Below are 23,797 nucleotides of genomic sequence, written 5' to 3' on the forward strand. Positions count from 1 at the left end.
GGACACTCACAGTAGTCGCCTGTGCATCATGTGCGGTGGGCAGTTGACAAAGTCCCACGGGCAGCGTCCCGCTCTGGTATGAGGCGTCGTACGACAGGGCGATAAGCCCCTCGGGGCCCTCGTTCCAGAACGAACAAAAGGCAATTCAGAGCGGTCGGAAATGAACACGCGCCAGGGCCTGTGGCATTTCGCCATCGGCGAGCGGGCACATCAGTGGCCCATTCGAAAAGTTGCGCGGAAAAGGCGAGAAAGCGGCGACCGCGCGGCCGGTGGCCGACCGCGCGGTGCCGCACGGGCTCAGCCCGCGGAAACGGTCTCCGGGTCGCCCTCGTCCTCGGCGGGGTCACCGGCGACGTCGGCCGCCGCACGCGCCCGGTCCCGGTCCGCCGGGGACACCAAGCCCTCGGCCTCGGCGCCGCCGTCCGCCGCGGTCGGCCAGCCGCCCACCGGGGCCATGGCCACGCCGCGCCACCACGGCTCGGCCGGCACGGTCCCGGCGGTCGGCTCGAAGGGCTCGCCGGGGCGGGGCAGGGCGACGGGGGCGCCGGACGCGGCGGCGGCCGCGATGGTGCCCTCGCCTGGGTCCGACCACGCGTGGGTGGCCAGATTGAAGGTGCCCCAGTGGATCGGCAGCATCACACCGTGCGGCCTGCCGCCCTGGAGGTCGAGGTGGGCGCGCATGCCCTCCTCGGGGGTCATGTGGATGTCCGGCCAGAAGTCGGAGTAGGCGCCGATCTGGATCATGGTGGCGTCGAAGGGGCCGTGGTCGGCGCCTATGTCCTTGAATCCCTCGAAGTACCCGGTGTCACCACTGTGGTAGATCCGGTGCCGCTCGCCGGCGACGGCCCAGGAGGCCCAGAGCGTGTGCTGGGTGTTGCGCAGGCCGCGGCCGCAGAAGTGGCGGGCCGGAGTGGCGGTCAGGGTCAGGCCGCCCACCTTGGTGTCCTCGTGCCAGTCCAGCTCGCGCAGCCGGCTCTCGGCCACGCCCCAGTGCTCCAGGTGGGCGCCGACGCCCAGCGGAACGGCGAACAGGGTGTCCGTGCCGGCCAGCGCCTTGATCGAGGGCATGTCCAGGTGGTCGTAGTGGTCGTGCGAGATGACCACGACGTCGACCGGGCCGAGCGCCGCCAGCGGGACCGGAACCGGGTGCAGCCGCTTGGGCCCGGCGAACGGGAACGGGGAGCAGCGCTCGCCCCAGACGGGGTCGAAGAGCACGCGCTGTCCGTCGATCTCCGCGAGCACACTGGAGTGGCCCATCCACGTCAGCCGCAGTCCCGTGGTGGGCGGCTTGGCGAGGTCGGCGAGGGTGGTGGCGTGCACCGGGACCGTGCCCCGCGGGGCGCGCCGGGGCCGCTCGTCCTTGTCGAAGAAGACCTTGGCGAAGTCCAGCGTCGAGCCGGAGGGCCGGGTCCGTGCCGTGCCTCCGGGGTTCTGGAAGACACCGTCCTTGAAGTGCGGCGATCTGTGGATACGCGCCAGGCGCTCACCGTCCGGGTCCACGCCGAAGGCAGCAGGCTGCAGCGCGCGGAGCCCGGAGCTCAGGGAACGCAAACCGGTCACGGTACCTCCAGGTGGAGTCGCTGAGGTCATCCATTATGGTCGGCCCCTCCGACAACCCCGGATCGCCGGGGTCACAGCCCGCTGTCACGGCCCCGCAGAGCCTCCGGCGCCGCCGTGTCACATCCGTGCGGTCCCCGTCGTCATACCGGTGAGGGCATCCGCACCCGACCCGGGTGTCCCGGCCCGGCGTTTCAGGAGGTGGCCCCATGGCCCGTATCCCGCTCACCCCGCCCCGCACCCCCTTCGTACGGCTCACCGAGTGGTACAGCCGGCGCGTGTACGGCAAGGTCCTCGACCCCGTCCGGGCACTCGGGCACAACCCCCGCGTGCTCCGGAGCGATCTGCGGTTCGAGCAGTCGGTGGCGAAGTGGAACCGGCTCGACCCGGACCTGAAGGCCCTCGCCGAGATGGCGACGGCCGCCGCGATCGGGTGCTCGTGGTGCATGGACTTCGGCTACTGGGTCAGCCGGGAGCGCGGCATGGCCCCCGAGAAGGTGCAGGACGTTCCCGTGTGGCGCGACAGTGACGCGTACACGCCCCTGGAGCGCGACGTCATGGCGTACGCCGAGGCGATGACGGCGACCCCGCCCACGGTCGAGGACGACCTGGTCGCCCGGCTGCGCGACCGCCTGGGCGAGCCGGCCCTGGTGGAGCTGACGGCGATGGTGGCGGTGGAGAACCTCCGCTCGCGCATCAACTCCTCCCTGGGGCTGACGAGCCAGGGGTTCAAGGACTCGTGCGCGGTGCCGGCCTCCGGAGGCGGTCGGCGGACGACTGCGAAGTAGCGGCGACCGCGCAGGGGCGGCCACTGCGCAGTAGCGGCCACTGCCTCCACGAGGGGCGACGCCACTGATGATCCGTTCAGTGCGTTGACATGGCTCGGCCCGGCTTCCGATACTGACTGACGATTCAGTAGTCCCGGTAGCCCGCCGCCTCTGGAGGCACCATGTCCGACCTGCCCACCGAGCTGGTCCCGCTGAGCGAGGAGCAGCGCGACATCGTGGAGCTCACGCGGGCCTTCGCCCGTGCGGAGATCCGCCCGCGCGCGCGTGCCGTCGACGAGGCCGACGTCGAGACGCCCTGGGACCTGTGGCGCCGGGCGGCCGCGGTGGGCATCACCGGCTTCATGCTGCCCGAGGAGTACGGCGGGGGCGGCTTCACCGACGTGTTCACCCAGTGCCTCGTGCAGGAGGAGCTGTGCGTTGGCGACCTGGGCATCGGCAATCTGCTCTGCTCCAACGGCTTCTTCGCCGGTCCGGTCCTCGAACTGGGCGACGAGAAGCAGAGACGGGAGTGGCTGACCCCGCTCACGGGCCCCGACACCCCGATGACCGCCCTGGCCACCACCGAGCCCGGCGCGGGCTCCGACGCCGCCTCGATCGTCACCACGGCCCACCGCACGACGGGCGGCTACCGGCTCAACGGCCAGAAGGCGTGGATCTCCAACGCGGGCGAGGCCGAGCTGTACGTCGTCTTCGCCAAGACCGAACCGGCGCGGCGCTCGCGCGGGGTGACGGCGTTCCTGCTGCGCAAGGACACCGAAGGGGTCTCCTTCGGCGAGCCGATGCGCAAGATGGGCCAGCGCGCGATCGTCTGCCGGGAGGTCTTCCTCCAGGACGCGTTCGTCCCCGAGGAGCACCGGCTCGGCGCGGAGGGCACGGGCTTCCACGGTCTGATGCGGACCATCGACATCTCCCGGACGGTGCTCGGCGCGGCGGCGACCGGCGTGGCCCGCGCGGCCTACGAGTACGCCCGCGACTACGCCCGCGAGCGGCGCCAGTTCGGCAGACCGATCATCGAGCACCAGGCGGTGGCCTTCCGCCTCGCCGACATGCGCACGCGCGTGGAGCAGGCCCGGCTGATGACCTGGCGGGCCGCCCGGCGCCTCGACTCCGGTCTGGAGGCGTCCGCCGAGGCGGCGATGGCCAAGCTGACGGCGTCCGAGACCGCCGCGTACTGCACCTGGGCGGCCGTCCAGACGCTCGGCGGCTGGGGCTACTCCAGGGAGTTCCCGGTCGAGCGGTGGATGCGGGACGCCAAGCTGGAGGAGATCGAGGAGGGCACCTCGGACATCATGCGGCTCATCATCTCGCGGAGCCTGTGATGGGACTCGCACGGCGGGAGGTCCTCCCCGGCGAAGAGGTCCTCACCGGCGGGGAGGTCCTCGTACGCGCCCTGAGCGGGCACGCCGTGACCCGTGTGTTCGGCATCCCGGGCACCCACAACCTGGAGGTCTACCGGCATCTCGCGGCGTACGGCATACGGCATGTGACGCCCCGCCACGAGCAGGGCGCCGGGTACGCGGCCGACGGGTACGCGCGCGTGACGGGCCGCCCCGGCGTCGTCCTCACCACGACGGGGCCCGCCCTGCTGAACGCGGTGGCCGCGGTCGGCCAGGCCTACTCGGACAGCGTGCCGCTGCTGGTGCTCTCGCCGGGCATGCCGCTCGGCCACCCGCGGCTGTCGAGCGGTGCGCTGCACGAGATGCGCAGTCAGACCGAGGCGCTGCGGGCCGTGGCCGCGTTCAGCCACCGTGTCTCGTCGATCGCCGAGATCGACGCGGCCGTGGCCCGCGCGTTCACGATGTTCCGCACGCGCCGGCCGCGGCCCGCCCATGTCGAGGTCCCGCTGGACCTGCTGACCGCCTCCGAGAGGCTGGGCCCGGTCCGCCTCGCTCCGCCGGTCGCGCGTCCCGCGCCGGACAGGCGGGCCGTCCGGGAGGCCGCGAAGTCGCTCGCCGGGGCCCGGCGCCCCGCGCTGGTGCTCGGCGGCGGGGCGCGCGAGGCACGCCCGCACTGTCTGGCGCTCGCCGAACGGCTGGGCGCTCCCGCCGTCACGACGGCCAACGGCAAGGGCGGTGTGCCCGAGACCCATCCGCTGTCGTTGGGGGTGTCGCTGCACAGTGCCGTCGTACGGGAGTGGCTCGGCACGCGGGACGTCGTCGTGGCCGTGGGCACGGAGCTGGCCGAGTCCGATTTCTGGACCTCGCCGCCCGCGCTCGACGGCACGCTGATCCGCGTCGACATCGACCCGGACCAGATGTACGCCCACATGCCGGCGGACGTGGCGCTCGTGGGGGACGCGCGGACGACCGTGACCGCGCTGCTGGCGGAACTTCCCGAGGCGGACAAAGCGGAGGCCCACGCGCGCGTGGCCGAAGAGGTCGCCGCCCTGCGCGCCGCGCGCGACGCCGAGACCGCCGAGCGCGACACCCGCTGGCTCGGCTGTCTGAGGGCGATGCGCGCGGTGCTCGACGAGGACGCCGTCGTCACCTCGGACAGCGCCCAGTGCTGCTACTACGGCGCCCTGCCGCACTTCCCTGTCGGCGCCCGCGGCAGCTATCTGCACCCGACCGGCTTCGGCACCCTGGGCTACGCCCTGCCCGCCGCCATCGGCGCCAAGGTCGCCCATCCGCGCCGACAGGTGGTCGCGCTCAGCGGCGACGGCGGGCTGCAGTTCACGGTGCAGGAACTGGCCACCGCGGTACAGCTCCAACTTCCTTTGCCCATAGTGGTGTTCGACAACGGCGGCTACGGCGAGATCCGCGACGAGATGACGGCGCGGGGCGACATCCCCACCGCGGTGGACCTCCCGCCGGTCGATCTGCCCGCCCTGGCCCGCGCCTACGGCGGGCACGGCACGCACGCGTGCGGCCCGGCCGGACTCGCCCGCGCCCTCGCCGAGGCCCTCGACCGTCCCGGTCCCACCCTGATCACCGTTCCCGAGGAGAAGACCCGATGACCGCCCCCCTCATGTCGCTCGTCTGGACCGACCACGTCACCGGTCGCCGGGGCTTCCTGGTCGTCGACCGGCTGGTGCGCGGAGTGGCCAGCGGCGGTCTGCGGATGCGGCCCGGCTGCACCCTCGACGAGGTGGCCGGGCTGGCTCGCGGCATGACCATGAAGGAGGCCCTGCACTACAACCCCGAGGGCCGTTATGTGCCCCTGGGCGGCGCCAAGGGCGGCATCGACTGCGATCCCCAGGCCCCGGAGGCGTACGGGCTTCTGGTGCGCTATCTGCGGGCCATGCGGCCGTACATCGAGAGCTTCTGGACCACCGGCGAGGACCTCGGCCTCACCCAGGACCTGGTCGACCGGGCCGCCGCCGAGGCGGGGCTCGTGTCCTCGATCCAGGCCGTGTACCCGCTGCTCGACGACGAGGCCGCGGCGCGCCGGCGGCTCGCGGACGCCTTCGCGGTCGAGGTGGACGGCATCGGCCTCGACGAGCTGGTCGGCGGCTGCGGGGTCGCCGAGTCGGTGCTCGCGGCCCTGGACCGGGCCGGCGTGCCGTACCCGGGCACGCGGGTCGCCGTGCAGGGTCTGGGCACCATGGGCGGGGCCACGGCGCGCTTCCTCGCGCGCGCGGGTCTGACGATCGTGGCCGTCGCCGACATCAAGGGCACGATCGCCAACCCGGCGGGCCTGGACGTCGAGGCGCTGCTCGCCGCGCGGGACGCGTACGGCACCGTCGACCGGGCCGTGCTGCGCCCCGGCGACCGCGAACTGCCGGGCGACGCTTGGCTGTCCGCCGACGCCGAGGTGCTGGTGCCCGCCGCGGTGTCGTACGCCATCGACACCGCCGACCAGGAGCGGATCACCGCCCGCTGGATCGTGGAGGCGGCCAACATGCCGGTGCTGCCGGCGGCGGAGGAGCTGCTGTCCGCGCGCGGGGTGACCGTGCTGCCGGACGTGGTGGTCAACTCGGGGACCAACGCCTGGTGGTGGTGGACGCTGTTCGGCGACATCGGCCCCGACGCGGACGAGGCGTTCGCCTGCACCCGGCGCTCCATGCGCAGCCTCATCGACCGCATGCTGGCCCGCGCGGAGGCCGACGGCACGACCCCGAGGGCGGCCGCGCACGCCATCGTGGCCGACCGGCTGCCGGTGATCGCGGACCGGTTCGGGTGGTACCGGTGACGGACGTCGAAGATCCTCCACCATGGTGACGCCTGCCCACGCCCGCGAACTGATCGTCGGGGTGCGTCAGGACCCGGCCTTCGGTCCGGTCGCCCTGGCCGGAATCGGCGGGACCGCGGCGGAACTCCACGCCGACACCGCCCTCGCCCTGGCCCCGCTCACCCCGGCACGCGCGCGTGCCCTGCTGCTGGGGCTGCGGCACGCACCCCTGCTGACCGGCTGGCGCGGCGCCCCGCCCGTCGCACCGCAGGCGGCCGCGGCCGCCCTGTGCGCCGTGGCGCGCTGCGCGGCCGAGCACCCGGAGTTCGCCGAGCTGGAGGTCAACCCGCTTCTCGTGCACCCGGGCGGCGCGATCGCCCTGGACGCGCACGCCGTCCTCCGGCAGCCCGGCTCCTCATACCCTGACGGGAATTGAGGCGGCGGCACGGCGGCGGCAGAGTCGATGGCACATCGCACAGCCGAACGACACGAGGAGCGTCGAGCCGACCATGCCTGCCATCGACCCGCAGTCCCTGAGCGAGCGCTACATCGGGGTCTGGAACGAGCCGGACCCGGAGATCCGCCGCAAGACGGTGCACGACCTCTGGGTGGAGGACGGGCTGCACATCCTGCGCCCGCCCCAGGACATGCACGACACGGCGGTGGGCCTCGGCTTCTCCACCGCCGTCCTGGAGGCCCGGGGCCACGAGGAGGTGTACGCGCGCGTGGAGCGTGCGTACGAGGAGTTCGTCGCCCCGGGGACGTACTGCTTCCGGATCCAGCAGGCGCCGAGGCTGCTGCGCGACGTCGTCACGTTCCGCTGGGAGTCCTTCCACCGGGAGGAGGACCGGGTGACGGGTGGCGGCCTGGAGTTCCTGGTCCTCGACGAGGAGGGCCGCATCAGGCTCGACTACCAGTTCGTGGAGTGAAACGGATTAGGGTGACCGCGTGGCGAGAGTGCGGTTGAGCGTGGCGGAGCGGCGGGAGGAACTGCTGCGGGCCGCCGTCGAGCAGATCGAGGCGCGGGGCGTGGCGGCGGTCAGGATCGCCGATGTGGCCTCGGCGCTCGGTGTGAGCAACGCGCTGGTGCTGTATCACTTCTCGACGAAGGAGAAGCTGGTCGCCGCCGCGTTCGCGCACGCGGCCGAGGACGATCTGACGCAACTGCGCAAGCTGCTGAACCGCCGTACGACCGCGCTGCGCCGGCTGCGCACCGCCGTGCGCTGGTACGCGCCCACCGGTCAGGCCAAGGGCTGGCGGCTGTGGATCGAGGGCTGGGCGGTGGCCCTGCGCGAGCCCGCCCTGCGCGAGGTCACCCGGGACCTGGACAGGCAGTGGAAGGCGGCCATCACCGAGGTCATCGCGGAGGGCGTGGCGGCCGGCGAGTTCCGGTGCCCCGACCCGACCGGTACCGCCCTGCGGCTGACGGCCCTGCTCGACGGGTTCGCCGTTCAGCTGACGTCCTACGCGGGCGCGGTCCCGCGGGCGCGGGCCCAGCAGTGGGTCGACGAGGCGCTCGCCCGGGAACTGGGCCTGGCCCTGGAGGCGTTGACGGCGCAGGAGCGGTGACGGCGCAGGAGCGGTGACCGCTCCCGGCCGTCGCGCCGTGCACGCCGAGCGGGACCCGTCAGGCCACCGAGGCGATCCGCATCTTGATGTCGTCCGGGGACAGCGTCCCCTTGGCGGTCACATGGTCCCCCGACGACTCCCCGCGCAAGCGCCGCCCGATCCACGGGACCAGATACTCACGGGCCCAGTGGACGTCGTCACGCCGGACGTCGAGCGTGCCGCGGGGCGGGAGCGGGGGCCAGGGCTGTTCCGGGTCGGCCGGGACCGCCACGCCGAGGGCCTGGCCGGCCCGGAGCGCCACCCGGGTGTGCCCCTCGGGCGAGAGGTGGAGCCGGTCGTCGTCCCAGGCACGCCGGTCCTGAACGGCCTTCAGGGACCACAGGTCCAGCACCGGGCAGCCGTATCGGTCGGCGATGGCCCGGACGTGCCCGTTGTACGTGGCGATCTTGCCGCGCAGATGCTTGAGCACGGGCACGTTGCGGGTGTCGAACCCGGTCGTCACCATGACCGTGCCGGCCACGTCGGTCAGCTGCCCGATCGCCCGCTCGAAGCGCTCGGCCACCTCGTCCGGGTCGGTGCCGGGACGGATGATGTCGTTGCCGCCCGCGCAGAAGGACACCAGGTCCGGCGCGAGCTCCACGGCCTTGGGGAGCTGGTCGGCCACGATCTGGTCGAGCAGCTTCCCGCGTACCGCGAGATTGGTGTATTTGAAGTCGCCCTCGGGCCGACGGTCCGCGAGAAGTACCGCGAACCGGTCGGCCCAGCCGACGAATGCCCCGTCGGGGCCGGGGTCGCCGACGCCCTCGGTGAAGCTGTCCCCCACCGCCACGTACGACCCGATCACTGATCTGCTGTCACTCTTCGAATCGTCTGCCACGTCGGCCCATGATTCACCTTCCGATGTGACCTACGCGATCGTAGGAAGGGGTTGACGAACGGTGAGATAAGACACTCTTAAATAGTTTGCCAACGCGGGAATATGACGCCCATCAGGCGGGTTGACGCATCGATCGCACAGCAACGCAGCAAGCAACGCCGCACAGCAGCCCGCACAGCTACACCGAAGGCCGGACCCGGGGGGCAAGGGTCCGGCCTTCGGTGGCGTGGGGGTCGGGGCGGGTGCCCGACGCGATCAGGCGACGGGCACGCCGTGCGAGCGGAGGTAGGCGACCGGGTCCACGTCCGAGCCGTAGTCCGGCGTGGTGCGGATCTCGAAGTGCAGGTGCGGTCCGGTCACATTGCCGGTCGCGCCGGACAGCCCGATCTGCTGCCCGGCGGCGACGGACTGGCCGGCCGAGACGGAGATCCGGGAGAGGTGGGCGTACTGCGCGTAGTAGCCGTCGTCGAGCTTGATGACGACCTGGTTGCCGTACGCGCCGCCCCAGCCCGCGGAGACGACCGTGCCCGCGGCCACGGCCTTGAGGGGGGTGCCGGTCGGGACGACGAAGTCGACGCCGGTGTGGTAGCCGCTGGACCACATGCTGCCCGGGACGTGGTAGTTGGTGCCGACGGCGGCACCCGTGACCGGGAGGGTGTAGCCGGACGAGGCGACGGCGGCCTGAGCGGTTCCGGCGTTCTCGGCCGAGACACCGGAGGCGTTCGCGGAGTCCGGCGCGAACGCCTGCGGCGCGGACGACTTCGACGCGGAAGAGGACGCGGAAGAGGGAGCCGGAGCCGAGAACTTGGCGGCCGTCGCGGCCTTCCCGCCGAGGGCGAGCTTCAGGCCGGGGTGGATCAGCGAAGGGTTGTCGCCGACGGCCTCGCGGTTGTCCCGGTAGAGCCGGTGCCAGCCGCCACGGACGCTCTGCTCCTCGGCGATCTTCGAAAGGTAGTCGCCGGTCTTCACCGTGTAGGTACGCACGCCCGAATCCGCCGGCGCGGCCTTCTTCTCGACGGTCGGGACCGACCGCACGGCCTGTGCGGGGACGGACTGCGGCGTGGCGGCATGGGCACCGGTGGCCCCGATCAGCGGCAGGGCCAGCGCCGCGCCGCCGGTACCGGCGACGGCGACCGAACGACTGAAGCGGCGGGACTTGGGGCGGCGGTGCTTACCCTTCCGGGGCATGGCGAATTCCTCTCCGGCGCCTGCGAGGTGAGCTGTCGCTCCGGTCGGCGGCAGGATTCGGCATTCCGTCCGGATTGGTGGCGAACGTAAGCGAGCAAGATGCGAACGGACAAGCAGATGGTTCCTTGTGTCCGGCTTTCGCTTGATCCGTTACGGGAATTCCCAGTCACCCTCAGTGAATTCCCGCTCCATTCTTCCGGTCAATTCCCAGGAAAAGCGCGTGAATTACGTGAACATGCCCCACGACGGACGGTCACGAATATGACCCTCCTCACGCACCTGCACCCAGTCCCCTTCATTCCAGGACGAGTTTGAACGAAGGGGTCAATTAGGGCAGATGGTTCAGATCTGCCGAAGACGGAAGACCGCCGCGTCGAGATCGCCCCGAAGTCCGGTGCGCAGCCCATGGTGCAGCAGCACGGCACCACGGTGCACTTCGCCCGTTTCACGGCATTCGTACGCCGCCGCCGGGTCGAGGCCGCGCAGCCGCAGCGCCGGGGCCGGCTCGCCGTAGTGCTGAGCCTGGAGGCAGGCGAGGACGACCGTTTCGTCCCCGAGCACGTACTGCACCGCGCTCAGCCCGCCCTCCGGGGGCCGCAGCCGGTACTGCTCGCCACGCTGCACGACCGGGCGGATGCCCTTGTAGAGCTCCACCCACTCCTTGGCCTCGGCAAGCTCCTCCTCCGTCCACATCGCGAGGTCGCCGCCGACCCCGAGGACCCCGGCCATGGAGCTCACGAAGCGGAGGCGCAGCGAGCTGACCCTGCCGTTGAGCTGGGTGTTCGGACTGTCGGTGACCCAGGCGGCCATGATCCGGGCCGGGTGGATCTGACTGAAGCCGTGCTGGATGCGGAGACGGTCGAGCGGGTCGGTGTTGTCGGAGGTCCACACCTGGTCGGTGCGGCTCATGACGCCGAGGTCGATACGGCCGCCGCCGCCCGAGCAGGACTCGAAGGCGACGCCCGGATGGGCCGCCCGCAACCGGTCCAGCAGGGCGTAGAGGGCGCGCACATGGTCCACCCACAGGCGCTGCGGATAGGGCTCGCCGGGCCAGCCCGCGTCGGTGAAGCAGCGGTTGAAGTCCCACTTCACATAGTCGACGGGGGCACTGGAGAGCAGACCGTCGAGCTGCTCCCAGAGGTATTCCTGGACGTCCTCGCGGGCCAGATTGAGCACGAGCTGATTGCGCAGTTCCGTCCGCTTTCGTCCCTGCTGGTACTGCACCCAGTCGGGGTGTGCGCGGTACAGGTCGCTGTCCGGGTTGACCATCTCGGGCTCGACCCAGATGCCGAACTGCATCCCGAGGGCGTGCACGTAGTCGGCGAGCGGCTTGAGGCCGTTCGGGAAGCGGTCGGGGTTGGGCGTCCAGTCGCCGAGTCCGGCGCGGTCGCTGGTACGGGCTCCGAACCAGCCGTCGTCGACCACGAACAGCTCGACTCCGATCGCCGCCGCCCGGCGCGCGAGCGTCGCCTGCTGCTCCTCGGAGATGTCGAAGTTCGTGGCCTCCCAGGAGTTGAAGAGCACCGGCCGGTCCCGGTCGGCGTCCGGGATGACATACGCCCGCTGGTAGGCGTGCCAGGCACGGCTCGCGTCGCCGAAGCCGCCGTCGCTCCACAGGCCCGCGAAGACGGGACTCGTGTACGACTCCCCCTCGGCCAGCATCAGCAGACCCGAGTCGTCGTAGCCGGCCCCACCGGTGATCTGCACGCGCGCGTCCGGGAGTTGGGCGACCCCGATCCGCCAGGACCCCGACCAGCCCAGCGCGCAGCCGTACACCTCGCCGCGCTCCTCGGTGGCGTCGGTGTCGAGCGCGACCCAGGGCAGGTGCTGGTGACCGGTGTGGCCGCGGCGGCTGCCGATGACCTTCTCGCCGTGGGTGAGCGGGGCCCGGGTGAGCAGGGACTCGGCGGCCCAGCGGCCGTGCAGCTGGGACAGCCGCCAGCCCTCACGGTCGGGCAGGGTCCAGGTGGCCGGGTCGGCGCGGAGCAGTTCGACGGGCGCGTGCCCCTGGTTGCCGACGGTCACCCAGCGCTCGACGACGTCTCCGCGCATCCGGTAGTGCAGCGTGACGGCCAGCCCTGCGTCCCCGAAGCGCAGCCGCAGTTCGTCGCCCTCCGTCTCGTACGCCTCGAAGGTCCACTCGGTGCCGCGCCGCTCCTCGGTGCGCACGGACAGGGCGGGGCGGACGAAGCGGGGACCGCCCTCGACCGGGTACTCCTCGCGGCCGTCGAGCGGGGACTCGAAGGGCCGGTAGTCGGGCAGCGGGCGCACGGCGAGCGCCTCGGCGTCGGCGAGCGCGATGCTCGGCCCCCAGTGGAGGTGGAGCAGCTCGTCCGCCTCGGTGAGGTGCAGCGCATAGCTGCTGTTCGGCCCGGACAGGAGCCAGGTACGACCGTTCTCGGCGATGTCCACCATGAAGTCCTCACAAGTGCCAACAGATCCGCGCAAGCCCAAACATCATCAAGGGCCGGGGGTGTCGTGGGCAACGCCTGTGGACAACTCATTGCCCGAGGAAACTCATGTCGTATCGTCGACAGCGTGCCCGCCGACGAGCCGCGTCGGCGCCGCCCGAGCGTGAGGAGCCACCGTGACGCAGCACGTCCCGTCGACCGAGCCCGAGCTGGCCGGAGTGCGCAACTTCCGTGACGTGGGCGGACTGCCGACCGTGGACGGACGGCGGGTGCGGTACGGGGTGCTGTTCCGCAGCGGCCATCTCGCGCACGCGACCGACAAGGACACGGAGTTCCTCTCCTCCCTGGGTCTGCACACGATCTTCGACTTCCGCAACGCGGCCGACCAGAAGCTGGAAGGCCCCGATGTGGCGCTGCCGGGCGTGCGCAACGTGAACATGCCGCTGAGCGACCCGGCGGACGGCGCCGAGTTCTGGAAGATGGTCCGCGACGGGAACCTCGACCAGCTGCGCGGGATCCTCGCGGACGGCAAGGCCGCGAACCGGATGATCACCTCCTACCGCAGGATGATCAAGGAGCGCACCGCCGAGCACTCCCGGGTGCTGCACGCGCTGGTCGAGGACAGCGTCCCGGCCCTGATGCACTGCGCGGCGGGCAAGGACCGCGCGGGCCTGTCCATAGCCGTGACGCTGCTCGCCGTGGGCGTGGACCGCGAGGCGATCCTGGCCGACTACCTGGAGTCGAACGCCAAGCACCGCCGCTACAAGGTGCGGCGCAGCGGCAGCGCCGAGTCGGCCTACACCCCCGAGGTGATGGAGCTGCTCAGCCCGCTGTTCGAGGCCCGGGCCGAGTATCTGGCGGCGGCGTTCGAAACCGTCGAGGAGACGTGGGGCACGGTCGACGTCTACCTGGAACAGGGCCTCGGGCTCGGCCCCGGCCACCGGGAGCGGCTGCGCGAGCGGCTGCTCGACTGACGCCGGTGTCTCCCGGTCCCCCAGCCGGTCAGCCCTTGGCGCCGACCTCGAACAGCAGGTAGATGAAGGCGGCCAGGACGTGGCCGAGGACGCCGTAGACGATCAGACGGACCCACAGGGCGCGGGGGAACTTCTCCTCCAGGTTGCTCATGGCAGCTCTCCGGTGATCGGGCCCAGGCACAGGGTGGCCGTGGGACTCTGCAGCAGGGTGTGGACGAACAGGAGCTCGACCCCGTCGTGGTCCTCGGCGGCGAGGCGGTGCGGGGTCAGCGAGTCGAAGTGCGCGCTGTCTCCGGGCGCGAGCAGGTGCGCGGTGTCCCCGAGGCGCAGTCGCAGCCGCCCCTTGAGGACGTACAGCCACTCCTCGCCGGGGTGGACGCGCACGATGTCGCCCTGTGAGCCGTGGGGCACACGGACGCGCAGGGCCTGCATCCCGCGGCCGGAGGCGCCGGCCTGCCAGTACGTCCAGCCGCCGGCCCGGGTCGGTTCCATGTCGGCGGCGCGCACGATCGCGTCCCGGTCGCCGGCCGTCTCGCCCAGCAGGTCCGAGACCGTCGTACCGTAGATGCGCGCGAGTGCGAGCAGCATCGGCAGGGAAGGCTGGCGCTGCCCGGTCTCCAGACGGGAGAGATGGGCGGGCGACAGCCCGGCCGCGCGGGCCGCGGCCTCCAGGGTGAGACCGGCGCGGCGGCGCAGCGAGCGGAGCTGGGGGGCCACGGCGGCCAGGTCGTCGGCCGGTCCGGCCGCCGGCTCGGGACCGTGGCCGGGCGGACGCCCGGCTTCGGAGGAGCTCATGACTCCATTCAGCCCGAACTTTGCCTCTCCGGCAAATTTCTTGCCTAAGAGGCAAAGTCCAGCTGATGACCAGCGCAGGGCTGGTGATCAGCCCAGGCCGGTGATCACCGGTTGGCGACCGCCTGCTTGATCAGCGTCCTGCCGAAGTCCCACATCAGGCCGCCGCCGCTGTGTGCGTCGTCCATCACATCGGTGAACGCGTCCACGAAGCGGTCCACCTCCGCCTCGCCGATGACCAGCGGCGGAATCAGCTTGATCACCTCCAGGTGGTCGCCGGAGACCTGGGTGAGGATGCGGTGGCGTTGCAGCAGCGGTACGACGACCATCTGCGCGAACAGGCCCTTGCGCGCGGCCTGCAGCATGGTCCAGCGGCTCTTCAGCCTCAGTGAGCTCGGCCTGCCGAACTCGATGCCGATCATCAGACCCCGGCCGCGGACGTCGGCGAGCAGTTCGTACTTGTCGACCAGTGCGGCCAGGCGGGACTTCAGGTGGTCTCCGATCGTCCGCGCATGGGCGACGGTCGCCTCGTTCTCCATGACCGACAGGACGGCCAGCCCGGCGGCCATGGCCTGCGCGTTGGAGCCGAAGCTCGCCGAGTGGACCAGCACCCGGTCCATGGACGAATAGACCTTCTTGAAGATCCAGTCCTTGCCGAGGGTGGCGCCGACCGGCACATAGCCGCCGGACAGCGCCTTGGCCACGCACACCAGGTCCGGTTCGACGCCGTCCTCGTGCTGATAGGCGTAGAAGTCCCCGGTCCGGCCGAGGCCGGTCTGCACCTCGTCGGCGACGAGCAGCGCCTTGTGCCGGTGCAGCAGCTCCTGGGCGGCGCGCAGATAGCCGGGCGGGGCCTCGTGCACCCCCTTGCCCTGGATCGGTTCGACGATCAGGGCGGCGACGTCGCCCTTCTTCAGTTCCCGTGCCAGGGCGTCGAGATCACCGAGGGGGACGGCCGTGTCGGGCAGCAGCGGGGCGAATCCGTCCCGGAAGCCGTTCTCCCCGTTGACCGACAGCGAGCCGGTGGTCAGGCCGTGGAAGGCGTGGTCGCAGTAGAGGATGCGCGGTCTGCCGGTGGCGTACCGGGCGAACTTCAGCGCGGTCTCCACGGCCTCCGTACCGCTGTTGCCGAAGAACACCCGGTCCAGGTGCGGACTGTGGGTGAGGAGCCGTTCGGCCAGCAGGCCGGGCAGTGGCTGGCAGTCGAAGCGGGTGAGGTCGGCGAGCTGGGCGTCGAGGACGTCGTGCAGCGCCTTGCGGACGACGGGGTGATGGCGGCCGAGGCCCATCACCCCGAACCCGGCGAGCATGTCCAGGTAGTCGTTGCCGTCCGCGTCCCAGAAGTGGGCGCCCTCGGCGCGCTCGTAGACCTTGTCGAAGCCGATGGTGTGCAGCATGCGCGGCAGCTGGTGGTTCAGATGCCTGGCGTGCAGCTCGTAGCGTTCGGCTCCGCGCTCGGCCAGGAGCGCACCGAGGTCGAACTCCCTGGTCATTCAGCTCTCTCCTTGACTGTGCCCCCCAGGTCCTTGACGACGGCCGTGTCCCCCACGTCCTGGACGGCCAGGCTCGCGCCGATCCGTCCGGCGACCTCGACGGGCGTGAGGCCGATGTCGGCCAGCACCTCGCCGCGCTTGGCGTGCGCGAGGAACTGCTCCGGGATGCCGAACCGCCGTACCGGAACGTCGACATCGGCGTCGCCGAGCGCCAGTGCCACGGCGGCGCCGACCCCGCCCGCGCGGCTGTTGTCCTCGACGACGGCCACCAGCCGGTGCTCGGCGGCGAGGCCCGGCAGGGCCGGGTCGACGGGCTTGACCCACCGGGGGTCGACGACGGTGCAGCCGATGCCGCGCGCCCGCAGCAGCTCTGCGGCCTGGAGGCAGACCGGCGCCATGACGCCGACGGCCACCAGCAGTACCTCGGGACGCTCGCCGCGGTGCAGGACGTCCAGGCCGCCGACGCGGTCGACCGCCGGGATCTCGGGGCCCACCGACTCCTTGGGGAAGCGCACCAGGGTGGGCGCGTCGTCGACGGCCACCGCCTCGCGCAGCTGGGCGCGCAGCTGGGCGGCGTCGCGCGGGGCGGCGATCCTCAGACCGGGGACGACCTGGAGGATCGACATGTCCCACATGCCGTTGTGGGAGGCCCCGTCGACGCCGGTGACGCCGGCCCGGTCGAGGACGAAGGTCACCCCGCAGCGGTGCAGCGCCACATCCATCAGGAGCTGGTCGAAGGCGCGGTTGAGGAAGGTGGCGTAGACGGCGACGACGGGGTGCAGGCCGCCGGTCGCGAGGCCCGCCGCCGACACGGTGGCGTGCTGCTCGGCGATGCCGACGTCCCACACCCGGTCGGGGAAGCGCTCGGCGAACTTGCCGAGGCCCACCGGGTGCAGCATGGCCGCCGTGATGGCCACGACGTCGTCGCGCTCCTCCCCGATGCGTACGATCTCGTCGCCGAACACCGAGGTCCAGGAGGGTCCGCCCGACGGTGTGAGCGGCTCGCAGGTGAGCGGGTCCATCACTCCGACGGTGTGGAAGTGGTCCTCCTCGTGGGCCAGGGCGGGTTCGTAGCCGCGGCCCTTCTCGGTGAGGCAGTGGACGAGGACGGGACCGTGGAAGCGTTTCGCGCGCCGCAGCGCCGACTCCACGGCCATGACGTCGTGCCCGTCGATCGGGCCGACGTACTTCAGGCCCAGGTCCTCGAACATGCCCTGCGGGGCGAAGGCGTCCTTGAACCCCTTCTTAGCGCCGTGCAGGGACTCGTAGAGGGTGTTCCCGACCACCGGCGTCCGCAGCAGTACGTCCTTGCCCCAGGCCAGTACCTTCTCGTAGCCGTCGGTCGTGCGCAGGGTGGCCAGATGGTTGGCGAGGCCGCCGATGGTCGGCGCGTAGGACCGCTCGTTGTCGTTGACGACGATGATCAGCGGCCGGTCCTTGGCGGCCGCGATGTTGTTCAGCGCCTCCCAGGCCATGCCGCCGGTGAGCGCGCCGTCGCCGATGACCGCGACGACATGGCCCTTCTCCCCCTGCACCTGGCGGGCCTTGGCCAGCCCGTCGGCCCAGCCGAGCGCGGTGGAGGCATGGCTGTTCTCGATGACGTCGTGCTCGGACTCCTCACGCGAGGGATAGCCGGACAGACCACCCTTGCCGCGCAGCTTGGAGAAGTCCTGACGCCCTGTCAGAAGCTTGTGGACATAACTCTGGTGGCCGGTGTCCCAGAGGATGCGGTCCACCGGTGACTCGAAGACGCGGTGGAGCGCGACGGTCAGTTCCACCACGCCCAGGTTGGGCCCGAGGTGGCCGCCGGTCCTGGCGACCGCCTGCACCAGGAACTCGCGTATTTCTTCGGACAGTTCACCGAGTTCCGCCTCGGACAGCGCCTTCAGGTCGCGTGGTCCCCGGATGTTCTCCAGCATCGTCACGCTCGGGCCCCCTCTCGGTCCGTGCTGTTCAGCTCACGGTGACGGCGGGCTCTCCGGACCCGACGCCGTCCTGCTCCATCTGTTCGGCGATCTTCATCGCCTCCTCGATGAGGGTCTCCACGATCTTGGACTCGGGCACGGTCTTGATGACCTCGCCCTTGACGAAGATCTGGCCCTTGCCGTTGCCGGAGGCCACCCCCAGGTCCGCCTCGCGCGCCTCGCCGGGGCCGTTGACCACGCACCCCATGACCGCCACGCGCAGCGGCACTTCCATCCCCTCAAGGCCCGCCGTGACCTCGTCCGCCAGCTTGTAGACGTCGACCTGGGCGCGGCCGCAGGACGGGCACGACACGATCTCCAGCCGCCGCGGCCGGAGGTTCAGCGACTCCAGGATCTGGATGCCGACCTTGACCTCCTCGGCGGGCGGTGCAGACAGGGACACCCGGATCGTGTCGCCGATGCCCCGCGAGAGCAGCGCGCCGAAGGCGACCGCCGACTTGATGGTGCCCTGGAAGGCCGGGCCCGCCTCCGTGACGCCCAGGTGCAGCGGGTAGTCGCACTGCGCCGCCAGCTGCCGGTACGCCTCGATCATCACCACCGGGTCGTTGTGCTTGACGGAGATCTTGATGTCCCTGAAGCCGTGCTCCTCGAAAAGGGACGCCTCCCACAGGGCGCTCTCCACCAGCGCCTCGGGGGTGGCCCTGCCGTACTTCTGGAGCAGCCGCCGGTCCAGCGAGCCGGCGTTGACCCCGATGCGGACCGGCGTGCCGTGGTCCTTGGCGGCCCGCGCGATCTCCTTCACCTGGTCGTCGAACTTCTTGATGTTGCCGGGGTTCACCCGCACGGCGGCGCAGCCCGCCTCGATGGCCGCGAACACGTACTTCGGCTGGAAGTGGATGTCCGCGATCACCGGGATCTGCGACTTGCGGGCGATGGTCGCGAGGGCGTCCGCGTCGTCCTGGGTCGGGCAGGCGACGCGCACGATCTGGCAGCCGGACGCGGTCAGTTCCGCGATCTGCTGAAGGGTGGCGCCGATGTCCGACGTACGGGTCGTCGTCATCGACTGCACCGACACCGGGGCCCCGCCCCCGACCGCCACCGGCCCGACGTGGATCTGCCGCGACGCGCGCCGCTCGGCGATCGGCCGGGCCGGTACCTCGGGGACGCCCAAGGGAATGGCGGTCATCGGATCACTTCTGCTTTCCGCTGGTCATGGTCTCGCGGGCGGCCCGCAGCGACTCCTTCAGGGAGCCCATGGTGGCCAGGACGGCGGTCGGCTCGTAGCCGCAGTGCGCCATGCAGTTGGCGCACCGCGGGTCCTTGCCGCGGCCGTACGCGTCCCAGTCGGTCTCCTCCAACAGCTGCTTGTACGTGGCCACATAGCCGTCGCTCATCAGATAGCAGGGCTTCTGCCAGCCGAAGAGCGAGTAGCTCGGGATCGCCCACGCGGTGCACGGAAAGTCGACCTTGCCCTCCAGGAAGTCCAGGAAGAGCGGGCTCTGGTTGAGCCGCCAGCGCCGGCGGTTGCCGCCCGCGAAGGCCTTCTTGAACAGCTCACGGGTCTGCTGGACGCCGAGGAAGTGCTCCTGGTCGGGGGCCTTCTCGTAGGCATAGGCGGGCGAGAGCATCATCTCGTCGACCTGCAGGTCGTCGTTGAGGAAGTTCAGCACCTCGACGACGGTCTGGGGGGTGTCGGTGTTGAAGAAGGTCGAGTTGGTGGTCACCCGGAAGCCGCGCCGCTTGGCCTCCTTGATGGCCTCCACCGCCTCGTCGAAGGTGCCCTCCTTGGCCACCGAGGCGTCGTGCCGCTCCCGCAGCCCGTCGATGTGCACCGCCCAGGCGAAGTAGGGCGAGGGCTTGAACCGGTCCATGTGCTTGCGCATCAGCAGTGCGTTGGTGCAGAGGAAGACGAACTTCTTCCGGGCCACCAACTGCCGTACGATCTCGTCGATCTGGGGGTGCATCAGCGGCTCGCCGCCGGCGATGGACACCATCGGGGCACCGGACTCCAGCACCGCCCCCACGGCCTGGGCGACGGGCATGCGCTGCTTGAGGATGCCCGCCGGATGCTGGATCTTGCCGCAGCCCTCGCACTTGAGGTTGCAGGCGAACAGCGGTTCCAGTTCCACCAGCAGCGCGAACTTGTCCCGCTTCCGCAGTTTCTGTTCGAACAGGTATGTAGCGACCTTGATGGACTGACGCAGCGGCATGGCCATCTGGCTCACCTCCGGGGGAGCAGCAAAGAACGGTGCCATTCGAAGAAAGCGGGAATCACTGAACGAAGGACGCGGAAAGCTGATATTCCACCGCGCACCGTGCCGATCCGGACGAGTTCATGTTCTGGTGCGTCCACGACCACCCGTACGGCGGCAACCGGGCGCTCGCCTGCGCGGACGGCGCTCAGCAGCGTCGACGCCGACTCCATGTCGACGGCGATCGCGCCGGTCGCGCGCAGGTCGGAGCGTTCCTGACCGCGGACGACATGGTCGGAGCCGGTGAGGGGCCCGGTGTGGACGGTGCGCCCGGGCGCGGTGCGCGCGAGTTCCTCGACGAGCAGGTCGGTCCCCACGCACGGGACGTTTCCGCGCGGGTCCCGGGTCTCCTCGGCGACGACCAGGTCGCCGGGGTGCATGCCGGGGGCGAGTCCCGCGCAGAAGCCGGTGGCCAGGACCGCCGCGCCGGCGAACGCCGGGTCGGCCAGCAGGCGGCTGACGGAGCGTTCCGCCGCCGCGGGTCCCATGCCGGTGCGCAGGACGGTGACGGGCCCGCCGGCTCCGCCGTGGTCGCGGGTGCGCAGAGCGAGCCGCTCGATGCCGAGCGCGCAGGCGATCAGCAGCGGGGCCGGGGCGGGCTGTGCGTTCATCAGCTCCCCTTGGCCTCGGCGAGGCGCTGCTCGGCGAGCTTCGCGGTGTGCAGGCCGTCGGCGAAGGGCTCGCCGTGCACATAGCGGCCGAGGGCGGTGAGCGGGAAGACCTGCCGGTAGAGGTGGTAGTTGATGGAGAAGTCCCAGGGGAACCCGGTGCCGGTGAAGTACGGCTCGTCCCAGGAGCCGTCCTCCCGCTGGGTCTCGGCCAGCCACTGGATGCCGCGCTCGACGGCCTTGGAGTCCTTCTCCCCCGCCGCGAGCAGCGCCATCAGCGCCCACGCGGTCTGCGAGGCGGTGGAGGCGCCGCGGCCGCTCCACTCCTTGACGTGCTTGTAGGAGCGCAGGTCCTCGCCCCAGCCGCCGTCGTCGTTCTGGACGCTCTCCAGCCAGGTCACGGCCCGGCGGATCGCCGGGTGCGAGGCGGGGAGTCCTGCGGTGGTCAGCGCGGGCACCACGGAGCCGGTGCCGTAGACGTAGTTGACGCCCCAGCGGCCGAACCACGAGCCGTTCGGCTCCTGTTCGGCCAGCAGCCACTCGATGCCGCGCCGGGTGCGCGGGTCGTGGGAGAGGCCCTCGACCGCGAGCATCTCGACGACATGCGCGGTGACGTCGGCCGAGGGCGGGTCGACGACCTCGCCGAAGTCGCAGAACGGCAGCCGGTTGGGGAACGGGCTGGTGTTGTCGGCGTCGAAGGCACCCCATGCCCCGTTGCGGGACTGCATGCCGACTTCCCAGCGCACTCCGCGCGTGATCGCCTTCTCCACCCGCTCCGGGTCGTGGTGCCGGACCCGCCGCAGGGCGAGGATCACCTCGGCGGTGTCGTCGATGTCGGGGTAGTTGTCGTTGTGGAACTCGAACGCCCAGCCGCCGGGCGGGAGTCCGGGCCGCCGTACTGACCAGTCACCGGGCCGGACGACCTGTTCGCCGAGCATCCAGTCGGCGGCCTTGACGAGCTGCGGGTGATCGGCGGGAAGCCCGGCGTCGGCGAGCGCGATGGTCGCCAGGCAGGTGTCCCACACCGGGGACTGGCAGGCCTCGATCATCCGGGCGCCGTCCTCGCGCCACACGGCGTACCGGTCCAGCGACTCCAGTCCGGCGCGCATCACCGGGTGTTCGAGGTCGTAGCCGAGCAGGTACAGCGCGATCACCGAGTACACGGCGGGCGGCTGGATGCCGCCCCAGCAGCCGTCGTTCTCCTGCCGCTCGACGATCCAGCGGGCGGCGGAGTTCATCGCGGCCCGGCGCAGCCCCCGCGGTACGACCCGGCGCGCCCGGTGCAGCGCCCTGTCCAGCCGCTGGAAGACACCGTCCCAGCTCGCGGCCGGGGCGAGGGGCCTTTGCGGGTTCGGACGGTCCGGGTCGGTGTGCAGTTCGTCGAGCGGGAAGGGCGCGGGCCGCACCGGGCGCTTCGCGGAGACGATGGTGAGCGGCACGATGGTCTGCCGGGCCCAGCAGCCGAAGTCGTAGATGTTGAGCGGCATCCACTTGGGGAAGTAGATCAGCTCCGGCGGGAGTTCGGGCAGGTCCTCCCACTTCCACCAGCCGAACAGGGCCAGCCAGATCCGGGTGAAGACCCGGGCGGAGGCGATGCCGCCCCGCTCACGGATCCAGGCGGAGGCGCGGGCCATGTGGGGCGCCTCGGGCGCGTCGCCCGCCAGGCGGAGCGCGACATAGGCTTCGATGGTGGTGGAGAGTTCACCGGGGCCGCCGTGGAACGTGGCCCAGGTGCCGTCCGCGCGCTGCTCGCCGCGGATGAAGAGCGCGGCGGCGTGGGTCGTCGCCTCGTCGCGGATGCCCAGGAACTGACGGAGCAGCAGGTCCTCGGCATCCATCGTGACGTTGGTCTCGAGGTCGCCCTTCCACCAGCCCTCCGCGTCCTGCCGGGAGAGCAGGAAGTCGGTGGCGAGCCCGACGGCGTGCTCGGCGGCTTCTTGTACCCCGGCCGTCACGGGTGTGGTGATGTCGGTTTCGCTGGCCGCGGCGGCCCGGGGCGGCAAGGCGGCCCCGGTGCTTCCGTCGGTCGTCGCTGTCATGGCTTCCCCTTCGTGCAGTCGTGCGAGTCGTGCTGCTGTGGGTCCGCCGTCGGCCGGTACGCGTCGGATCTCGCGCCACCGGCCGGCGACTACGCGAGGGCTATTCGACCGATAATGATCATCTCTTTCGTACGACGACGAAGTCGGCGAGCGCCGCGAACCGGTCCCGTACCGGGGTCGGCATGTCGACGGCGTCGAGGGCTTCGATGGCGATGGTGTACTGGCGGCGTGCCTCTTCGGCGGTCCACTCGCGGCCGCCCGCCTCCTCGATGAGGGCGGCGCGGGCCGCGAACTCCTCCTCGGAGAAGTTCGCGAAGTCGCTGCTCTTGGCGTCGGCGGCCAGCATCTCGCCGAGCCGCTCGGAGGCGGGTCCGCCGGCCGCGAGCGCGGCGACGACCGGCAGGGACTTCTTGCGCTGGCGCAGGTCGCTCCAGGTCTGCTTGCCGGTGGCCTCCGGGTCGCCCCAGATGCCGAGCAGGTCGTCGACGGCCTGGAAGGCGAGGCCGAGGTGGTAGCCGTACTTCTCCAGGGTGTCGGCGGTGCGGTCGTCGGCGCCGCCGAGCACCGCGCCGATGGAGCTGGCGCAGGCCAGCAGCGCGCCGGTCTTGTTGCCCTCCATCTCCAGGCACTCCTCGACGCTGACCCGGTCGCGGTGCTCGTAGGAGATGTCCTGCGCCTGACCGTCGATCAGGGCGCGGGTGGCGGTGGTCAGCCGGCGGGTGGCGCGGCCGGCCTCGACGGTGCCGAGCTCCAGGAGGATCTCGTTGGCCAGCGCGAACAGGGCGTCGCCGACCAGGATGGCCTGGGCGGGGCCGTGCACCTTCCAGACGGTGTCGCGGTGGCGGCGCTGTTCGTCGCCGTCCATCAGGTCGTCGTGCAGGAGCGAGAAGTTGTGGACCAGTTCGACGGCGACCGCGCCGGGGATGCCGACCTCGGGGGCGGCACCGGTGACCTCGGCGGAGAGCACGGCGAGGGCGGGGCGTACGGCCTTGCCGCCGTCGCCGTCGGCGGGGTTGCCCTCGGCGTCGATCCAGCCGAAGTGGTAGGCGGCGACGGTGTCCATGGGAGGGGCCAGCCGGTCGACGGCCGCCCGCAGTACCGGTGTGGCCAGGGTCCGACCGCGCTCCAGGAGCGCGGTCACGTCCACCGCGGTCTCGCGAGCGGCCTTCGAGGCCGGGGGCACAGTGGGCACAGTCTCTCCTCTTGTTGCGGTA

Annotated in this window: 21 protein-coding genes; 8 read left to right on the forward strand and 13 right to left on the reverse strand. The window is 71.4% G+C overall.

Annotated features, from left to right (window positions below):
- Positions 1 to 297: 297 nt before the first annotated feature.
- A complete protein-coding gene (locus AB0I54_RS26085) occupies positions 298 to 1,560 on the reverse strand; it encodes an MBL fold metallo-hydrolase (protein WP_363298568.1) in 1,263 nt (420 codons plus the stop codon).
- Positions 1,561 to 1,766: 206 nt separating this feature from the next.
- Between AB0I54_RS26085 and AB0I54_RS26090 the strand changes: the two genes are divergently transcribed.
- The 7 genes from AB0I54_RS26090 to AB0I54_RS26120 all read left to right on the forward strand — a co-directional run bounded on the left by AB0I54_RS26090 (position 1,767) and on the right by AB0I54_RS26120 (position 8,024).
- Positions 1,767 to 2,345, forward strand: a complete 579-nt coding sequence (locus tag AB0I54_RS26090) for a carboxymuconolactone decarboxylase family protein (RefSeq protein ID WP_363298569.1) — start codon at positions 1,767 to 1,769, stop codon at positions 2,343 to 2,345.
- Positions 2,346 to 2,506: 161 nt separating this feature from the next.
- Positions 2,507 to 3,664, forward strand: a complete 1,158-nt coding sequence (locus AB0I54_RS26095) for an acyl-CoA dehydrogenase family protein (RefSeq protein WP_363298570.1) — start codon at positions 2,507 to 2,509, stop codon at positions 3,662 to 3,664.
- A complete protein-coding gene (locus AB0I54_RS26100; RefSeq protein ID WP_363298571.1) occupies positions 3,664 to 5,301 on the forward strand; it encodes a 5-guanidino-2-oxopentanoate decarboxylase in 1,638 nt (545 codons plus the stop codon). The genes AB0I54_RS26095 and AB0I54_RS26100 overlap by 1 nt, the downstream gene beginning before the upstream one ends.
- A complete protein-coding gene (locus tag AB0I54_RS26105; protein WP_363298572.1) occupies positions 5,298 to 6,476 on the forward strand; it encodes a Glu/Leu/Phe/Val dehydrogenase dimerization domain-containing protein in 1,179 nt (392 codons plus the stop codon). The genes AB0I54_RS26100 and AB0I54_RS26105 overlap by 4 nt, the downstream gene beginning before the upstream one ends.
- 22 nt (positions 6,477 to 6,498) lie before the next feature.
- On the forward strand, positions 6,499 to 6,891 hold the full coding sequence (locus AB0I54_RS26110) for an acetate--CoA ligase family protein (RefSeq protein WP_363298573.1): 393 nt from the start codon (positions 6,499 to 6,501) through the stop codon (positions 6,889 to 6,891).
- A 73-nt stretch (positions 6,892 to 6,964) separates the two neighbouring features.
- Positions 6,965 to 7,384 (forward strand): hypothetical protein, encoded by a 420-nt coding sequence (locus tag AB0I54_RS26115; protein WP_363298574.1) that lies wholly within the window; start codon positions 6,965 to 6,967, stop codon positions 7,382 to 7,384.
- A gap of 19 nt (positions 7,385 to 7,403) precedes the next feature.
- Positions 7,404 to 8,024, forward strand: coding sequence for a TetR family transcriptional regulator C-terminal domain-containing protein (locus tag AB0I54_RS26120; RefSeq protein ID WP_363298575.1), 621 nt, complete (start codon positions 7,404 to 7,406; stop codon positions 8,022 to 8,024).
- A gap of 58 nt (positions 8,025 to 8,082) precedes the next feature.
- On the opposite strand, the gene AB0I54_RS26125 is transcribed toward AB0I54_RS26120, so the two are convergent.
- The 3 genes from AB0I54_RS26125 to AB0I54_RS26135 all read right to left on the reverse strand — a co-directional run bounded on the left by AB0I54_RS26125 (position 8,083) and on the right by AB0I54_RS26135 (position 12,504).
- The gene (locus tag AB0I54_RS26125; protein WP_363298621.1) at positions 8,083 to 8,868 is read right to left on the reverse strand and encodes an SGNH/GDSL hydrolase family protein; all 786 of its coding nucleotides are present in this window, start codon (positions 8,866 to 8,868) and stop codon (positions 8,083 to 8,085) included.
- Between the two features lie 288 nt (positions 8,869 to 9,156).
- The gene (locus AB0I54_RS26130; RefSeq protein WP_363298576.1) at positions 9,157 to 10,089 is read right to left on the reverse strand and encodes a LysM peptidoglycan-binding domain-containing M23 family metallopeptidase; all 933 of its coding nucleotides are present in this window, start codon (positions 10,087 to 10,089) and stop codon (positions 9,157 to 9,159) included.
- Positions 10,090 to 10,431: 342 nt separating this feature from the next.
- Positions 10,432 to 12,504, reverse strand: coding sequence for an alpha-galactosidase (locus AB0I54_RS26135; RefSeq protein ID WP_363298577.1), 2,073 nt, complete (start codon positions 12,502 to 12,504; stop codon positions 10,432 to 10,434).
- A gap of 172 nt (positions 12,505 to 12,676) precedes the next feature.
- Here AB0I54_RS26135 and AB0I54_RS26140 point away from each other — a divergent pair, with 172 nt between their 5' ends.
- A complete protein-coding gene (locus AB0I54_RS26140) occupies positions 12,677 to 13,474 on the forward strand; it encodes a tyrosine-protein phosphatase (protein WP_363298578.1) in 798 nt (265 codons plus the stop codon).
- A gap of 28 nt (positions 13,475 to 13,502) precedes the next feature.
- On the opposite strand, the gene AB0I54_RS26145 is transcribed toward AB0I54_RS26140, so the two are convergent.
- The 9 genes from AB0I54_RS26145 to AB0I54_RS26185 form a co-directional block, all read right to left on the reverse strand.
- Positions 13,503 to 13,625 carry a DUF6126 family protein gene (locus AB0I54_RS26145; protein ID WP_363298579.1) on the reverse strand — a complete coding sequence of 41 codons (123 nt, stop codon included), beginning with the start codon at positions 13,623 to 13,625 and terminating at the stop codon, positions 13,503 to 13,505.
- Complete coding sequence (locus AB0I54_RS26150; RefSeq protein WP_363298580.1) at positions 13,622 to 14,269, reverse strand: XRE family transcriptional regulator; 648 nt, start codon at positions 14,267 to 14,269, stop codon at positions 13,622 to 13,624. The genes AB0I54_RS26145 and AB0I54_RS26150 overlap by 4 nt, the downstream gene beginning before the upstream one ends.
- A gap of 104 nt (positions 14,270 to 14,373) precedes the next feature.
- On the reverse strand, positions 14,374 to 15,759 hold the full coding sequence (locus AB0I54_RS26155; RefSeq protein ID WP_363298581.1) for an aspartate aminotransferase family protein: 1,386 nt from the start codon (positions 15,757 to 15,759) through the stop codon (positions 14,374 to 14,376).
- On the reverse strand, positions 15,756 to 17,684 hold the full coding sequence (gene dxs / locus AB0I54_RS26160) for a 1-deoxy-D-xylulose-5-phosphate synthase (RefSeq protein ID WP_363298582.1): 1,929 nt from the start codon (positions 17,682 to 17,684) through the stop codon (positions 15,756 to 15,758). Before dxs ends, AB0I54_RS26155 begins: the two co-directional genes overlap by 4 nt.
- A 28-nt stretch (positions 17,685 to 17,712) precedes the next feature.
- Complete coding sequence (gene ispG, locus AB0I54_RS26165) at positions 17,713 to 18,870, reverse strand: flavodoxin-dependent (E)-4-hydroxy-3-methylbut-2-enyl-diphosphate synthase (RefSeq protein WP_363298583.1); 1,158 nt, start codon at positions 18,868 to 18,870, stop codon at positions 17,713 to 17,715.
- A 4-nt stretch (positions 18,871 to 18,874) separates the two neighbouring features.
- On the reverse strand, positions 18,875 to 19,900 hold the full coding sequence (gene hpnH, locus AB0I54_RS26170; RefSeq protein WP_363298584.1) for an adenosyl-hopene transferase HpnH: 1,026 nt from the start codon (positions 19,898 to 19,900) through the stop codon (positions 18,875 to 18,877).
- A 5-nt stretch (positions 19,901 to 19,905) separates the two neighbouring features.
- Positions 19,906 to 20,547 (reverse strand): 1-hydroxy-2-methyl-2-butenyl 4-diphosphate reductase, encoded by a 642-nt coding sequence (locus AB0I54_RS26175; protein WP_363298585.1) that lies wholly within the window; start codon positions 20,545 to 20,547, stop codon positions 19,906 to 19,908.
- Positions 20,547 to 22,583, reverse strand: coding sequence for a squalene--hopene cyclase (gene shc, locus AB0I54_RS26180; protein WP_363298586.1), 2,037 nt, complete (start codon positions 22,581 to 22,583; stop codon positions 20,547 to 20,549). The genes AB0I54_RS26175 and shc overlap by 1 nt, the downstream gene beginning before the upstream one ends.
- Before the next feature lie 118 nt (positions 22,584 to 22,701).
- The gene (locus AB0I54_RS26185; RefSeq protein WP_363298622.1) at positions 22,702 to 23,766 is read right to left on the reverse strand and encodes a polyprenyl synthetase family protein; all 1,065 of its coding nucleotides are present in this window, start codon (positions 23,764 to 23,766) and stop codon (positions 22,702 to 22,704) included.
- Positions 23,767 to 23,797: the final 31 nt, after the last annotated feature.

Source organism: Streptomyces sp. NPDC050625, from assembly GCF_040654755.1.
Taxonomy (GTDB): Bacteria; Actinomycetota; Actinomycetes; order Streptomycetales; family Streptomycetaceae; genus Streptomyces.